This window comes from Deltaproteobacteria bacterium, from assembly GCA_016210005.1.
Lineage (GTDB): Bacteria > Desulfobacterota > Binatia > HRBIN30 > JACQVA1 > JACQVA1.
Window position 1 is genome coordinate 1 of sequence record JACQVA010000124.1, and the last position, 15,494, is coordinate 15,494.

General features: G+C 66.6%; 10 protein-coding genes. 9 read left to right on the forward strand and 1 reads right to left on the reverse strand.

The window, feature by feature from the left end:
* Nucleotides 1-47 precede the first annotated feature (47 nt).
* The 6 genes from HY699_11660 to HY699_11685 all read left to right on the forward strand — a co-directional run bounded on the left by HY699_11660 (nt 48) and on the right by HY699_11685 (nt 9,714).
* The gene (locus HY699_11660; GenBank protein ID MBI4516458.1) at nt 48-320 is read left to right on the forward strand and encodes a GIY-YIG nuclease family protein; all 273 of its coding nucleotides are present in this window, start codon (nt 48-50) and stop codon (nt 318-320) included.
* Between the two features lie 171 nt (nt 321-491).
* Entirely contained in the window at nt 492-4,094 is a 3,603-nt protein-coding gene (mfd, locus tag HY699_11665) for a transcription-repair coupling factor (GenBank protein ID MBI4516459.1), read from the forward strand.
* 14 nt (nt 4,095-4,108) lie between these two features.
* On the forward strand, nt 4,109-5,080 hold the full coding sequence (locus HY699_11670; protein ID MBI4516460.1) for a peptidylprolyl isomerase: 972 nt from the start codon (nt 4,109-4,111) through the stop codon (nt 5,078-5,080).
* A gap of 84 nt (nt 5,081-5,164) precedes the next feature.
* Nucleotides 5,165-6,193: a 4-hydroxythreonine-4-phosphate dehydrogenase PdxA gene (gene pdxA / locus HY699_11675; GenBank protein ID MBI4516461.1), complete on the forward strand. Its 1,029-nt coding sequence runs from the start codon at nt 5,165-5,167 to the stop codon at nt 6,191-6,193.
* A gap of 40 nt (nt 6,194-6,233) precedes the next feature.
* Nucleotides 6,234-8,384, forward strand: a complete 2,151-nt coding sequence (locus HY699_11680) for a phospho-sugar mutase (GenBank protein MBI4516462.1) — start codon at nt 6,234-6,236, stop codon at nt 8,382-8,384.
* 70 nt (nt 8,385-8,454) lie between these two features.
* On the forward strand, nt 8,455-9,714 hold the full coding sequence (locus tag HY699_11685; GenBank protein ID MBI4516463.1) for a YvcK family protein: 1,260 nt from the start codon (nt 8,455-8,457) through the stop codon (nt 9,712-9,714).
* 118 nt (nt 9,715-9,832) lie between these two features.
* On the opposite strand, the gene HY699_11690 is transcribed toward HY699_11685, so the two are convergent.
* Nucleotides 9,833-11,008 (reverse strand): CoA transferase, encoded by a 1,176-nt coding sequence (locus tag HY699_11690; GenBank protein ID MBI4516464.1) that lies wholly within the window; start codon nt 11,006-11,008, stop codon nt 9,833-9,835.
* A 99-nt stretch (nt 11,009-11,107) separates the two neighbouring features.
* Between HY699_11690 and HY699_11695 the strand changes: the two genes are divergently transcribed.
* From HY699_11695 to HY699_11705, 3 genes are all read left to right on the forward strand, one after another.
* A complete protein-coding gene (locus tag HY699_11695) occupies nt 11,108-11,374 on the forward strand; it encodes a hypothetical protein (GenBank protein ID MBI4516465.1) in 267 nt (88 codons plus the stop codon).
* A gap of 374 nt (nt 11,375-11,748) precedes the next feature.
* A complete protein-coding gene (locus tag HY699_11700; GenBank protein MBI4516466.1) occupies nt 11,749-13,128 on the forward strand; it encodes a sigma-54-dependent Fis family transcriptional regulator in 1,380 nt (459 codons plus the stop codon).
* A 257-nt stretch (nt 13,129-13,385) separates the two neighbouring features.
* The gene (locus tag HY699_11705; GenBank protein MBI4516467.1) at nt 13,386-15,272 is read left to right on the forward strand and encodes a S8 family serine peptidase; all 1,887 of its coding nucleotides are present in this window, start codon (nt 13,386-13,388) and stop codon (nt 15,270-15,272) included.
* Nucleotides 15,273-15,494 lie beyond the last annotated feature (222 nt).

The following is a 15,494-nucleotide window of genomic DNA, read 5'->3' on the forward strand; positions in this document are numbered from 1 at the left end:
GGCCGTCATTCCCGCGAAAGCGGGAATCCAGTTTGGCGTTTGGCGCTATGGACAAGCAGTTCTGCGTTTACATCCTGGCCAGCAAACGGAACGGCACGCTGTACATTGGGGTGACCTCACAGCTGGCAACGCGGGTGTGGCAGCATCAGAGCAAGGTAGTGGAGGGTTTTTCGGCCAAGTACGGCGTTGACAAGCTGGTCTACTACGAAGCGCACGGCTGCGCAGAGAGGGCAATCGTGCGGGAGAAGCAGCTGAAGCAGTGGCGCCGCGCCTGGAAGATGACAAAATTGCGTCCCTTTCGGCCATGGGCCTCGGCCTGACAGTACACAGTACTGTGAGACTGGTGAGGATTTGCCCGGTCGGCTGCACGTTACCCACAGATTTATCGCACACCCGTGCCGGCCGCACACGTTGTCGGCGTGGGTTGTGGTTGCTACACTGCCGGCGACGAGTCCCCGGGTTTTCCTTCTGATAATGAGCGAAGTCAGCCTATGAACGACGGAGCCGGCGGGGAGCACTCGCACGACGAGAAGCCGGGCGGCGAGCCGGCGCCAGTGCGGCGCTGGCTGCAGCCGGCCGGCCCGCCGCCTTATGCGACGGCGATCGGCAGGGTGGCGCAGCAGCTGGCCGGCGGCGGGCGGCGCTTTGTGCGGGTGCAAGGTCTCAAAGGCGGCGCCCGCCCGTTCTTCATCTCCCGCTATCTCAGCGAGCAGCCGCGGCCAGCCTTGATCGTTTTGTCCGAGGCCAAACAGGCGGAAGCGTTGGCCGAAGATCTGCGCTTCTTTTTCGGCGAGAGTGGCGAGCGCCCGCCCTTCGAGCGCCGCATCCATCATCTGCCGGCGTGGGAGGTGCCCCCCTTCGAGGACCTCTCACCCCCGGCCGAGACGATCGCAGCGCGTATCGAGGGGCTTTATCATTTGCAGCAGACCCGCAACCCGGTGGTGATTACCAGCGCCGATGCGGTCTTGCAGCGCGTACCGCCGCGGGCGGTGTTCGGCCAACGCCTCAGCTACCTGGTCGAGGGCGACGCCGTTGACCTCGACCAGCTGGCGCAGCGTCTCGCTGACTGGGGCTATCGCCGGGTCGGGTTGGTGGAAGATCGCGGCGACTTCAGTGTTCGCGGCGGCATCCTCGATATCTATCCACCGGCCCATCCCAATCCGCTGCGCGTGGAACTGAGCGGCGACACCATAGAAACTATCCGTGAGTTCGATGCCGTCAGCCAGCGTTCGCAGGCGGCTCGCCCCGAGTTGCTGATCCTGCCGGTGCGCGAGTTCGATGCTCACAGCCGCCAAAGTCAAGAAGCTTTGCGCGCGATCAGCCAACGCCTGCAAGATCTGGAGGTGGACCGGCGCGAGCGCGACCAGCTCCTCGACAGCCTCGCCAGCGGTCTGCTGTTTCCCGGAGTGGAGTTCTTCCTGCCGTACTTCTATCCCGCCCTCGACCTGCTGACGGCCTATTTGCCGGCGGACACGCTGGTCTGGGTGGATCAGGCCGGCGCGGTCGACGCCGCCTTCGAACAGGCGCGCAGTCAGGTTGAACGGCGCGCCGCCGAGCGGGCCGCGGCCAATCGCTTCCTGCCGCCGCCCGAGCAGCTCTTCGCGACCCCCAGCGAGTGGCGCGCGGCGATCAGCGGGTGGCCGATCATCGAGTTGGAGTCGTTCGACCTCCTGACCGGCGCCGATGATGCGACCCACGTCGAGGTGCACTCGTACACCACCGCCAATCTCAAGGCCGAACGTATTCGCCACCGCCGTGAGGTGTCGTTCGCGCCGGTGGCCGACACCATCAGGGCCTGGCGTGCGGAGGGCGTGCGCGTGTTCCTGGTCGCCACCTCCGACAGCCAGGCGGCGCGCATCACGCGCTTGTTCGCGGCCCATGATCTGCCGGTCGCCCGCAGCGCGCAGCCCTTCAGCGAGGCACTTGGGGCGAACGGCACGCCGGGGCTGTCCTTGCTGACCGGCAGCTTGAGCGATGGCTTCCGGCTGCCGGATGAGCGGCTGGCGGTGATTACCGAAGTCGATCTATTCGGGGAAGCGCGCCGGCGCCGGCGCACGCGCCCGGTCGACATCGGTGAGCTGATTCGTAACCTCAACGAACTCAAGCCCGACGATTTCGTCGTGCACATCGACTACGGCGTCGGTCGCTACCGCGGCCTCAAACACCTGACGGTGGCCGATGTTGACGGCGACTTCCTGCACCTGGAGTACGCCGGCGGGGATCGGCTCTACCTGCCTGCCGACCGCATCAACCTGGTACAGAAATACGTCGGCGCCGATGGCGCGGCGCCCGCGCTCGATAAGCTCGGGGGCGAGAGCTGGGAGCGGGTCAAGAAGAAGGCGCGCGAATCGGTGCTGGCGATGGCCAAGGAGTTGCTCGATATCTACGCCGCGCGCGCGGTACTCGAAGGCCATGCTTATCCGAGCCCCGACGACTACTTCCGCGAGTTCGAGGCGGCCTTCCCCTTCGAGGAAACTCCCGACCAGCAACGCGCCATCGATGACGTGATTGCCGACCTGCAACAACATAAGCCGATGGACCGCCTGATTTGCGGCGACGTCGGTTACGGCAAGACCGAGGTCGCCATGCGCGCCGCCTTCGTCTCCGTCATGGACGGCCAGCAGGTCGCCGTGCTGGTGCCGACCACCGTGCTGGCGCAGCAGCACTACAACACCTTCCGGCGCCGCTTCGAGGGCTATCCGGTGCGGGTGGCGATGCTGTCGCGCTTCCTGACGCGCACGGAAGTGCAGGCCGCGGTCAAAGGCGTCGCCAACGGGGAGATCGACGTCGTCATCGGCACCCATCGCTTGTTGCAGAAGGACCTGGTCTTCAAGCAGCTCGGCCTGCTGGTGGTCGACGAGGAACACCGCTTCGGGGTGGCGCACAAAGAACGCATCAAGCAGCTGCGCAAGACCGTGCCGGTGCTGACGCTGACGGCCACGCCGATCCCGCGCACCTTGCAGATGTCGCTGATGGGGATTCGCGATCTGAGTGTGATTGAAACCCCGCCCGTTGATCGCCTGGCGATCCGTACCTACGTAACCCGCTTCGACGAGGGCATCATCCGCGAGGCCGTCTGGCGCGAACTCCAGCGCGGCGGGCAAGTGTTCTTTGTTCACAATCGGGTTGAGACGATCGAGATGATGGCGCGCCGCTTGCGCGAGATCATTCCGGAGGCGACCTTCGCCGTGGCCCACGGCCAGATGCACGAACGCGAGCTGGAACAAGTGATGGCCGACTTCTTCGCCCAGAAGACCCACGTGCTGGTGTGCTCGGCGATCATCGAATCGGGGCTGGATGTGCCCAACGCCAACACCATCATCATCAACCGGGCTGATCACTTGGGCTTGGCCCAGCTCTATCAACTGCGCGGCCGTGTCGGCCGCTCGTACGAGCGGGCTTACGCCTACCTGATGATTCCCGGCGAACAGCTGATCACCAAGGAGGCCCAGAAGCGCTTGCGGGTGTTGCAGGAACTCGATGACCTCGGGGGCGGCTTCCGCCTCGCCGCCCACGATCTGGAGATCCGCGGCGCCGGCAATCTGCTCGGCAAGCAGCAGTCGGGCCAGGTCGCCGCCGTCGGCTTCGAGCTCTACGAGCAAATGCTGGCGGAGGCCGTGCACGAGTTGCGCGGCGAGCGCGTACAGCACGAAGTCGAACCCGAAATCCAGCTGGGCGTGCCGGCTTATATCCCGGGCACCTACATTCCCGACGAAAATCAGCGCCTGGTGATCTATCGCCGGCTCGCCGGTATTCGCCGCCCGCAAGACCTCGAGGAAATCGCCACCGAGATGCTGGACCGCTTCGGCCCGATTCCACCGCTGGTCGATACCCTGCTCAAGGTCATGGCGCTGCGCCGCCATCTCAAAGACCACATGGTGGTCCGAGTCGTGCTGCGCAACGGTTGGGTGACGCTGCAGTTTCATCCCGAAGCCCCGGTCGAAGTCGAGCACCTGGTGGCGCTGGTGCAGCGCAGCAAGGGGCAGATGCGCCTGTCGCAGGATTTCCAGCTCAGCTTCGCCGCCGCCGCAACCGACTGGGACGGCCTGATCGCGCACAGCGCGGCGGTGTTGCAGACCCTGCGACCGTCGTGATAGCGGCGGCAGACATGGCAGATGCACCAATGAAGAACCGCCAACGCGTAACCGCTCGACCGGCGCTGCTCGGGCTACTGCTGGCCGCGGCGCTGGCCGCCACCCCGGCAGCGGCAGTCGTGGTCAACCGCATCCTCGCTACCATCGACGGCGAACCCGTAACCCTGCACGAGCTCAACACCTTCGCCGAGCGCGCCACGCGCGGCCGGCCGGCGGTAGACTCGGCGGCACTGTTGGAGGGGCTCATCACCGACAAGCTGCTGCAGAAGGAAGTCAGCGATAAGGGCATCATCGTACGCGATGAAGACATCGACAACTACATCGCCGGCGTGAAAGAGCGTAACCAGATTGACGACGGCCAGCTGCAGCGGGCGTTGAGTGAGCAAGGCCTGACGCTGGCGGGCTACCGCAAGCAGGTGCGCGAGGAGGTGGAGAAGGCGCAGCTGATCAACCGCGAGATCCGCGGCAAGGTCAACGTTACCCCCGAGGAGGTCGAGCGCTACTACCAGGCGCACCTCGAAGAGTACGCCACGCCGGAGAAGATGCGCGTGCGGCACATCTTGGTGCGTGTGCCCGGTGACGCGGAGCCCAGCCGGATCGAGGCGGCTGTGGCTAAGGCGGATGATCTGCACCGCCAGCTCAAGCGGGGCGCGGATTTCGCCGAACTGGCACGCCAGGCCTCGGACGATGCGGCCACCGCCCAGGACGGCGGTGATCTGGGCTGGATGAAGCAGGGCGAGATGCTGGAAGCATTCGAACAGGCCACGATGGCACTTAAGCCAGGCCAGCTGAGCCAACCGGTGCGTACGGACGTCGGCTTCCACCTCATCAAACTCGAAGAGCGCGCGGGCGCGTCGCACAAGCCGCTCGATGAGTTGGCGGCCGGGATCAAGGAGCAACTCTACGGCGCCGCCCTCGAGGAACGCTACCAGAAGTGGCTGACCGAGGAGCTGCGCAAACGCCACCTCGTGGAGGTGCGACCGTGACGATCGCCGCCCCGACCCGCTCTTGCTGTGCCCCCGCGGCCCGCCGTTCTCAGCCACCGGCGGCGGGCGAGTGAGACGGCGAAGATGCCTGCCCCCGTCGACCTCGCCATCACTATGGGTGATCCCGCCGGCATCGGGCCGGAGGTGACGCTGAAGGCATTGGCGACGCCGGCGGTGCGGCGGCAAGTCACGCCGCTGCTATTCGGCGACATCACAGCCTTTCGCGACACCGCGCAGCGGCTGCAGCTAGCGGTCGAGTTCGCCGCCACCCAGCCGGGGGTGCCGGTGGCGCGCGGCGCTATAGCGGTGGTGGCCACCGGGGACTTGGAAGCGCGCCAGCGGGTGCCGGGGCGCTCGACCATAGGCGGTGGCGAGGCCGCCTATCAGGCGATTGTGGCGGCGGCGCAGGCGGTGCAGCGGGGCGCGGCGGCGGCGCTGGTAACCGCGCCGATCAGTAAGGCCAACGTGGCGGCTGCCGGCCACGATTTTCCCGGGCACACGGAGCTGCTCACGCATCTGTGTGGCGCCACCTGCGTCCGCATGATGATGGCCGGGCCGAAGCTGCGCGTGGTGCTGGCAACCACTCACGTGGCCGTGCGCCGGGTGGCGGAATTGCTCACCCCCCAGCTGGTCGAGGACACCATTACCGTCACCAATCGTTCCCTGCGCCAGTGGTTCGGCTGTGCCCGGCCGCGGATCGCCGTGTGCGGCTTGAACCCACACGCCGGCGAGGCCGGCTTGTTCGGTGACGAGGAAGGCAAGGTGATCGCACCGGCGGTGGGTTGTGCGCGCCGCCGCGGGATCCAGGCGCTCGGCCCGCTGCCGGCCGACACCGTCTTCGCCCCTGCCGCCCGCGGCGAGTACGACGCGGTGGTCTGCATGTACCACGATCAAGGCCTGGCGCCTTTCAAGTTGTTGCACTTCAAGGACGGCGTCAACGTGACCTTGGGCTTGCCGTTCGTACGCACCTCTCCCGATCACGGTACCGCCTACGATATCGCCGGCAAAGGCATAGCCGACGCCGCCAGCATGGTGGCAGCGATACAGCTGGCGGCGCGGTTGGCCAACGCCGCGCCTGCCGGCTCCCGCTCGAAGAAGAGCGTGGCGCTGTGAGGCAAGAGATGTCGGTGCCTCTTGAGGGAGCATGACGCAGATGTTGACCGCAGTTGAGAAAGGCTTCGCCACGCTGGCGGTGCCCGAGGCAGTACGCACCGCCGCACTGGCGAATCTGCGGGCTTGGTTGGAGCAGGCGGAGTTCGCGCCCTATCGGCCCCAGCTCGAACGGCTGATCGAGCTCGGCCGCTGGGACTTGCTGCTGGATTCGTTCTACCGCGTCATTCCGTTCGGCACCGGCGGCCGCCGCGGCGCGGTCGGCATCGGACTCAATCGCATTAACCCCTACACCGTCACCGCCTCGGTGCAGGGGCACGTTGACTACCTGCGCCGCCATTTCGGCGCGGGCGCGCTCAAGGTGGTGGTTGCCTTCGATTGCCGGGTGTTCAAGGATTTGCGCGCCAACTATGATCCGGGGCCGCCCAACCCGCTGCTCGGCATGGAGTCGCGCGACTTTGCCCGGTTGGCTGCCGGCGTTTACGCCGCCAACGGCATTGCGGTGTGTACAGTGAGCGGTGACGATCTGCTGTTGTCCACCCCCGAGCTGTCGTTCGCCATCCGCCGGCTCGGCGCCGCCGGCGGCCTCAACATCTCGGCCTCGCACAATCATCCCGACGACAACGGCGCCAAGTTCTACACCGATTACGGCGGCCAGCCGGTGGCACCGCATGACGAGGAAATGGCCAACGCGGTCGCGGCGGTGCAGCGGGTCAACAGCATGCCCTTCGACGACGCGGTGCGCGCCGGTTCGATCACCTGGTGGGGTGCGGCAGACCACGACGCCTACCTCGATGCCAGCCTGCGGCGCTCGCTTGACCGCACGGCTCGCCAGGCGTTCATCATGTACAGCCCGCTTAACGGCACTGGCCGGCGCACCGTGTATGACCTGCTGGCGAAAGCCGGCTTCCGCGTGGAGCTGGTCGCCAGTCAGGCCGACTACGACGGCGAGTTTCCGCGGGTAAAGTACCGTATCCCGAACCCCGAAGTGCCCGAGGCCTTCGAGTTGGCCAGCGCCGAAGCGCGCCGGTGCGGTGCCGATGCCTCGTTCGCCACTGATCCCGATGCCGACCGTCTGGGCGTCGTAGTGCCGGCGGCGAGCGGCGATCGCTTCCTAACCGGCAACGAAATCGGTGCGCTGCTGACGGCCTACATCATTGAGTCACTGGCGGCGCGGGGCGCGCTGCCGGCGCATCCGTTCATCATCAAGACCGGCGTCACCACCGAACTGATGGCCGCCATCGCGCGCGCCCATGGCGTGGCCGTAATCGGCGACTTGCTGGTGGGCTTCAAGTACGTGGCGGAAGTGCTGGAGCAAATTGCCCGCAGCGGCCGCTACCGAGAGCTGGTCGCGACGCCGGACGACTTCCTGTTCGCCGCCGAGGAGAGCAACGGCGTGTTGGTCAGCCCGGCGATTCGCGACAAGGACGCCGCCGGCGGCGCGTTGCTGCTGGCCGAGCGCATCGCCCAGCTCAAGCGCGAGGGCAAGACGCTGGTCGATGACCTCGACCGTATCCACGGCCGCTACGGCTACTACGCCCACGGCGCCTATTCGTTGATTATGGAAGGTGTGGTCGGGCTGCAGCGCATCGAGGACATGATGGCTGCACTGCGCGGCGCGGCCCCACCGGCGATCGTCGGCCGGCGGGTGGAGCGTACCATCGACTACTGGGATGAGAGCGCCCACGGCGCGCTCAAGTCCGGCACCGACCGCGCCTCGCGCAACGTGGTCGCGTTCTACTTCGACCACGGCCTGAAAATCACAGCCCGGCCATCGGGCACCGAGCCGAAGCTCAAGATCTACGTCGAGGCCGGCGGCCAAGGCGATGCCGGTGCGCGCGCCGAGATCGAGCAAGCCGTGCGCGAGGCCACCTTGCAGATGGCAGAGCATCTGCTTGGTAGCCTGCGTCTGCGCGTGCCACGGCATGCGCTGGCGCTCTCACAGCTGGTGTCGGTGGAGAATCGCCTCGACTTCGCCGAGCGCTTCTTGCCGGAGTTGCAAGCACAACTAGCGGGCGGCGCCCGGGCGGCGGCGCTGGAGCAATGGCTCGAGCGGCGACTGGCAGGCTACGGTAAGGACGGCCGCTTCCTGGTCGCCCCCGGCATTCGCGCCTGCCTCAACGGCGGGCACGCCGAGCTGGCGCCGTACGCTCAAACCCTGCGAGCCGCCTTTGCCCTGGGGCAACGGCAATGAGACCACCACGGCACCGCCGCTCTTTTCCATGGCGCGTGCTGCCCGGATGTGATCAAGTGCGCTGGTGCGTATGGCCCGCCCACATCGCATTGTCTGCATCGGTGGCGGCACCGGTCTGCCGATAGTCCTGCGAGGATTTCGCGATTACGTGCGGCAGCAACTGCCGGGCTGGGAGTCGATCGACCTCGATGCCCTGACGGTGGTGGTGTCGGTAACCGATGACGGCGGCAGTTCGGGGCGGCTGATTCGCGAGTACGACACGCTGCCACCGGGCGACCTGCGCAATTGCTTGCTGGCGCTGGCTGATGAGACCGCCGAGCCGGTGATGAAGCGCTTCTTCAATCACCGCTTCGGCGCCTCGGCGGACGCCGAGCTGGCCGGCCACAGCGCCGGCAACCTGCTGATTGTGGCGCTGGCGCAAGTGCACGGCGGCGACCTGCGCCGCGCCATTCTCGACATCAGCCGGGTGCTGTCGATCCGTGGTAACATCTTGTTTCCCACCCTGGAGCCGACGGTGCTGTGCGCCCGGCTCGCCGGCGGCGCAGTGGTTCGCGGCGAGTCACAGATTGCCCGGCGGCACGACATGGCGCCGATCGAGTCGGTATTCCTTGCCCGCCGCAACGGCGGTGAGGCCGGCAACTGCGAACCCTACACCCCCGAGGCCATGCCGGAAACGCTGGCGGCGATCGCCGCGGCCGACGCCATCGTGCTCGGGCCGGGGAGCCTTTACAGCAGCGTGATTCCGAATCTGCTTGCCGCCGGCGTCGCCGGCGCCATCGCCGGTTCACCGGCGCGGCGCATCTACGTCTGCAACATCATGACCGAGCCCGGCGAAACCGAAGACTACACCGTTAGTGACCACGTGGCGGCGATCCGCCGGCACGGCGGCTTCGCCCCCGACGTGGTGATCGCCAACCGCCAGCGCATCGACCCGGCCTTCTTGGCCCAGTACGCCATCGAGCGCTTGGCGCGCGAGTACGAAATCGTCAAGGACTCGCTCGATCAAGCGATTCGGGCCTCGCGCCGGCGCGCGCTCGGCACCGGCTCGCTGATCGAAAACGTCAGCGAGCATGCGCACAAACTAAAAGCCCTGGCCGACGAGCTGCGCAAGATCAGCAACAAAGAAGTGCAGGTGCTCTACGACCCTGCCCGCGAACGGCTCGAGCCGCCCACCCGCCTGTGCGAGATCGACGGCATCAGCGAGGTCGAAATCGAGGAGCAAGGTAGCCGCAAGACCGTCATCCGCCACGACCCGGTGGCGCTGACCCGCGCGGTGTTGGACGTGCTGCGACAACCGCCGCCCACCGGCAGCGATCCGCAAGATTGCTGATCCAACGGTGTTCTGGCTGCTCTGCCAGTGACTGGGGACGGCGACGCGACGATTTGGTCGATGCCTTCAACGAAGTCGTTCGCCGGGTAGTACGGCAGGTCCATATCGGAGCGGACGATCACTCACCGGCGTGTGGGCCAATCAGGCGCGCGATCTCCTCGGCCGAGTAGCCGATCTCTGCCAGCACCTCCGCGGTGTGCTCGCCCGGCCGGGGAGCCAGCGTTCGCACCGCACCGGGCGTCTCGGAGAACTTCGGCGCTATACCGATCTGGCGAACGCCGCCGTGCTGCGGATGTGGTACTTCGGCGATCATCCGGCGCGCTGCGGTGTGCGGATCAGCCAGCGCTTCGTCCAAACCATAGACGGGAGTGACGCAGATGTCCCGGTCTTTGAGCTCGGCGAACCACTGGTCGCGCGTCTGCTCTTTGAAGCGCCGGCGCAGGAACGCAAACATCTCCGGAAACTTCTCCGCGTTGAACTGCTCGGCGGCGTACTGCTCGCAGCCGAGGGCGGTGCACAGCTTCTGCCAGAACCACGGCTCCATGCAGGCAACGCTGAGCCACTTGCCGTCGGCGGTCGGGTAGACGTGGTAGCAGGGGAGCGCGCCGTTGACGTAGTACTCGCCGGGTTTCGGCGCGGTGCCGCTGCTGAAGTAGTCGCTTGCTGCCAAACAAGCGAGCGAGAGCACGCCATCGCTCATCGCCATGTCGATGTATTGGCCCCGCCCCGTTTGCTGGCGGGCTATGAGCGCGGCGAGAATCGAGAAGGCGGCGAACAGCCCGCCGCCGGCGAAGTCGGCGATGACGTTGAGCGGAATCGCCGGGGGCTGCCCCGGCCAGCCGATCATCCCCAGCACACCGGCCAGACTGATGTAGTTGAGGTCGTGTCCGGGCAACGCGGCGTGCGGGCCGTTCTGGCCATAGCCGCTGATCGAGCAGTACACGGCCCGCGGGTTACGCCGGCTGACCGCGTCGTAATCAACGCCCAGCCGCGCGGCTACGCCGGGCCGGAAACCCTCGACCACCACGTCTGCGCGATCGACGAGCCGGAAGAACGCCGCCCGCATCCGCTCGTTCTTGAGATCGAGCGCGGCCGAGCGCTTGTTGCGGCCCATCGGCAGGAAAGCTTTGGTGCGTTCGCTCACGCCCATCTCGGTATCGACCCGGCGTCCCACGCCCGGCGGTTCCTCGACCACGACCACGTCGGCGCCGAGGTCCGCCAGCAGCATGGTGCAGTACGGCCCCGGGGCGTAACGGGAGAGGTCCACGACTCGGATTCCTGCCAGCGCCATCATGATGTGCTCGCTCTACACCGAGTGCGCGACCAGGGAAAGAGGACAAGGATTGACGACCGGCGTGGCGCCCGAGTAAACGTTGGCGAGAGGTTCATGATCGTGTCCGAGCAATCCCTCCCCGTGCATCACGGCTTCGACGCGGCGATGGCCGGCAAGCGCGCCGAGTGTGACGGCGGCGGGCCGATCCAGGGCACGTACTACGCCGCGCGCCAGGAGTTCACCGGCACGCTCACCGGCGAGTACATCGACCACGGTGATCCGCCGTGGCGCTGGTATCTGATGGTCGATCTGGTCAGAAAGCCGGCCGGGTATCCGTGGAATTCGGTTTGGTGCGAGCAGGGCAACCTCTTTCTCGCCGAGAGCTGAGGCCCGCAGGACAAGTCCGGCGCGAGCCAGCAACAGCGGGGTGCGCGACAAATTTGTGGGTAACGTGGTTCGGTGTTATGGCCGTCATTCCCGCGAAAGCGGGAATGACAAATTGCGTCCCTTTCGGCCATGGGCCTCGGCCTGACAGTACACAGTACTGTCAGACTGGTGAGGATTTGCCCGGTCGGCTGCACGTTACTCACAGATTTGTCGCACACCCACGCGACATGCGCGGGCAGCCCCTGCTTGCGCACCCCCGGGTAGGGACGCAGGAACTCCCCCGCCTGCGCCCTACCCTCACCATGCGCCGCGCCGCCGCCGACTCCGTTGTAAGGTCCGCGTTCCATCTGCTACAGTCGCTCGCGGTTTCGCTCATGAGCAGCAAGGGATCGATCCTCGTCGTCGACGACAACTTCGACAATCGCCGGCTGCTGCGCTTCATGCTGAGCAAGGCCGGCTACGGGGTCCACCTCGCCGAGTCCGGCGCCGAGGCTCTCGAACTCTACCGCACGCAGCGCGTCGACTTATCGCTGGTGGATGTGCAGATGCCCGACATGGACGGCATCACGTTGCTCAAGGAGCTGCGTCGCGTCGATCCGCAGGCGCAAGTCATCGTGGTGACCGCTTACGGCTCGGTGGAGCGAGCGGTCGACTCGATGAAGGCCGGGGCCATGGACTTCCTCACCCGCCCGGTGCGTCGCGAGGTGCTGCTAGCGCTGGTGGAAAAGGGCATCGAGATGGCCCGCCTGATGGCCGAGAACCGCCGGCTGCGGGACGAAGTCGTCGAGAAGTACGATTTCTCCCAACTGGTCGGCCGTTCCCCGCAAATGCAGCAGGTGCTGGCACTGGCCACCGAAGCGGCCAAGCGCGACGTGACCGTGCTGATCACCGGCGAGAGCGGCGTCGGCAAGGAGGTCCTCGCCCGCGCCATTCATTACAACAGCGCGCGGCGGACGGGCCCGTTCTTCGCCCTGAATTGCGCCGCCATCGCCGAGACGCTGATGGAGAGCGAGCTGTTCGGCCATGAGAAAGGGGCGTTTACCGGCGCCGATCGCCGCAAGTCGGGGCTGCTCGAACAGGCTTCTCACGGCACACTGCTACTGGACGAGATCGGGGATATGCCGCTGGCAGCGCAGGCCAAGTTGCTGCGGGTGATCGAGTCGCGCGAGATCATCCCCGTGGGCGCCACTCGCCCCTTACGCGTCGCCGCTCGCATAATGGCCGCGACCAACGCCGATCTGCGCCAGCGTGCCCACGCCAAGCAGTTCCGCGAGGATCTCTTCTTTCGGCTCAACGTCTTCGCCCTCTACATCCCGCCCCTACGCGAGCGCCGCGATGACATCCTGCCGCTGGCCACCCACGTCCTGGCGCGCCTGGCACGCGCCACCGGCAAGGACCTGCCCGGCTTCTCACAAGACGCCGTCAATTACATGTTGCAGACGGCGTGGGAAGGTAATGTGCGGGAGCTGGCCAACGCCATCGAACGCGCGGTTATCGTCAGCCGCGGCAACCTCATCACCGCCGGCGACTTCCCGCGCGACAACGTTTCGCCCGCCACCGCCGGGCCGAGCCTCAACGGCCTTGATCTCACGACCGAGGTGCCCAAGCTCGACGAGGTCGAGCGCAACCTCTTGCTGCACGCCCTCGAGCGCAGCGGGCGTAACCTCAGCCGCGCCGCCCGCCTGCTCGGTATGGGCCGGGGCGCGCTGCGCTATCGCCTCGACAAGCACGGCATCTCGATGAAGGAAAGCTAGCGGCCCTCCGCCAGCCTGCACCAGGCTGCCCGCGCGCTCTCATGCCGCGACTCACTCTGTGCGGGATGCCATAGCACGATCCTGGTTTAGCAGACACCCCGGTCACCCTCGATCGATAAAAAATAGACACTCAGTTGCTAGGACGACGCGCTGAGGCCGAATCAGCGCGCGCGATCAAGTGCAGCAACTGCCTTCGCGCCTGGCATGTGCCTTGCCCTTCCCTCTTGGCCATGGCGAGGGAAATCACACGCAGTCGAGTGGCACGGGGGCTGTCTGGACTCGTGCTGGGATTGATGCTGAGCGGCGCCGCCAGCGCCGGTGCGCCGCCGGAGCAGGGCGACACCGCGCGCCTGATCGTGCGCGCCCGCGCCGGCCTGCCCCATGGCAAGCAGCAACGGCTGCTGGCACAGCACGAGGCGCGCCGGCGCGGCCACCTCAAGCGGCTCGACGCCGCAATCGTCGAAGTGCCGCGCGCCAAGCTGGCTGGCGTCAAGGCCGCCCTGCGCCGCAGCGGCGCCTTCAGCACGGTTGAAGAGGACGCGCGGGTGAGCACCACGACCGCACCCAGTGATCCGCTGTTCGCCCTCCAATGGGGCGTGGTCCAGATTAGTGCCTTGGAGTCATGGGCAATCAGCCGCGGTGCTGCAACCATTCCGATCGCCGTGGTTGATACCGGCGTTGATGCTTCGCATCCGGACTTGGCCGGGCAGATCCTGCCGGGCTACGACTTCGCCAACGGCGACGCTGATCCCAGCGATGACAACGGCCACGGCACCGCCATGACGGGAATCATCGTGGCCAAGGCCGACAACGCCATCGGCGTTGCCGGTATCGCCCCCGAGGCCCGCGTCTTACCGGTCAAGGTTTTGGACGCTGATGGTACCGGTTACTACAGCGCGGTGGCCGAGGGCATCATCTACGCCGTCGATCAAGGAGCGAAGGTGATCAACCTCAGTCTAGCCGGCGCCGACGCCTCTACTACGCTGCAAAGCGCCGTCGACTACGCGCGCGCCCACGGCGCGATCGTGGTCGCGGCCGCCGGCAACTACGGCACCGGTGTGCCGATGTACCCGGCCGCTTGCAACGGTGCCGTTGCGATCACCGCCAGTGATGCCCGCGATCAGCGCGCCACGTTCTCCAATTACGGCGCCTGGACCTCGCTGGCGGCTCCCGGTGTCGGCATTTTCACCACCGCGCCCGGCGGCTCGTACGCCGGTGTCACCGGCACCTCGCCCGCCACCGCCGTGGCCTCGGGCGCCTTTGCCCTACTTCTGGCCGCCAATCCCGACATGACCGGAGCGGACGCGGTTGCCCGGGCGACCGCCAAGACACTCGACATCGGTACCAGTGGCTGGGACCCGTACTCCGGCTTCGGCCGTGTCGATGCTTACGCCGCCCTGGTGTCCGGCGAGGCAATGCGACGGGCGCCGGACCGCACCGCCCCAACGGTCAGCCTGGTTAACCCCTCGAAAGACAGTTTGGTCTACGGCATCGTGCCAGTGGATGTGGCGGCGAGCGACAACCTGGCGGTGGTGCGCGTCGACCTCGAGATTGACCGCCAGCTCTATGCTACGGCGACGACTCCGCCGTTCGCCTTCGCCTGGGACACCACCGGCTTGCCGGCCGGCAGCCACAAGCTGAAGGCGACCGCTTACGACGCGGCCGGAAACCACGCCAGCACGCTCGAAATGCGCCTCGACGTCACCCCGGGAGTGGGTTTGCTGGTCAAGCGCAGCGCCGTGATGTTCGGACGACTGCCGCAGTCGGACTCGTTTTCGGCCGCGGCCGTCTTCAGCTTGCCCGACGGCATGATCTTCGATTCCTACAGCGACACCGTCACAGTCGAGTTGAGCAGCGCCGAGGGTGAGGTGTTCGCGCTTACCGTTCCGCCAACGGCGTTGATTCACGAGCGCACCGGCGCGGTGCGCTTCACCGGCGCCTCCACCCTGCCCAGCATCGGCACCGCCAGCATCCGCATAACCAAAAACCGCACCGGTAACGCTTATGCGCTGCTGCTCTACAGCCGCAAGCTGAACCTCGCGAACATCGGCACGACCACGAACCTGCGGCTTATGGTCGGCAGCAGCGTCCTGACACAAGCTGTGCTCTTCCGCGACTCGCGCGGCCGGCTGGTGGTCCCGTAATTTCGGGCGGCCGCTCGGTATCGCGGACGCGCTCGGCCCGCCATCAGCCGATCTCGGGCGGCCGGCGCCCTACCCTGCGGATGCGCGACAAATTTGTGGGTAACGTGGTGCCGACCCTGATCCTGTTCGGTGTTATGGCCGTCATTCCCGCGAAAGCGGGAATCCAGTTTGGCGTTTGGCGCTATGGACAAGCAGTTCTGCGTTTACATCCTGGCCAGCAAA

Coding starts and splice junctions, on each gene's coding strand:
- HY699_11660 (MBI4516458.1), top strand. CDS start 48: ATGGACAAGCAGTTCTGCGTTTACATCCTGGCCAGCAAACGGAACGGC.
- mfd (MBI4516459.1), top strand. CDS start 492: ATGAACGACGGAGCCGGCGGGGAGCACTCGCACGACGAGAAGCCGGGC.
- HY699_11670 (MBI4516460.1), top strand. CDS start 4,109: ATGGCAGATGCACCAATGAAGAACCGCCAACGCGTAACCGCTCGACCG.
- pdxA (MBI4516461.1), top strand. CDS start 5,165: ATGCCTGCCCCCGTCGACCTCGCCATCACTATGGGTGATCCCGCCGGC.
- HY699_11680 (MBI4516462.1), top strand. CDS start 6,234: ATGTTGACCGCAGTTGAGAAAGGCTTCGCCACGCTGGCGGTGCCCGAG.
- HY699_11685 (MBI4516463.1), top strand. CDS start 8,455: ATGGCCCGCCCACATCGCATTGTCTGCATCGGTGGCGGCACCGGTCTG.
- HY699_11690 (MBI4516464.1), bottom strand. CDS start 11,008: ATGATGGCGCTGGCAGGAATCCGAGTCGTGGACCTCTCCCGTTACGCC.
- HY699_11700 (MBI4516466.1), top strand. CDS start 11,749: ATGAGCAGCAAGGGATCGATCCTCGTCGTCGACGACAACTTCGACAAT.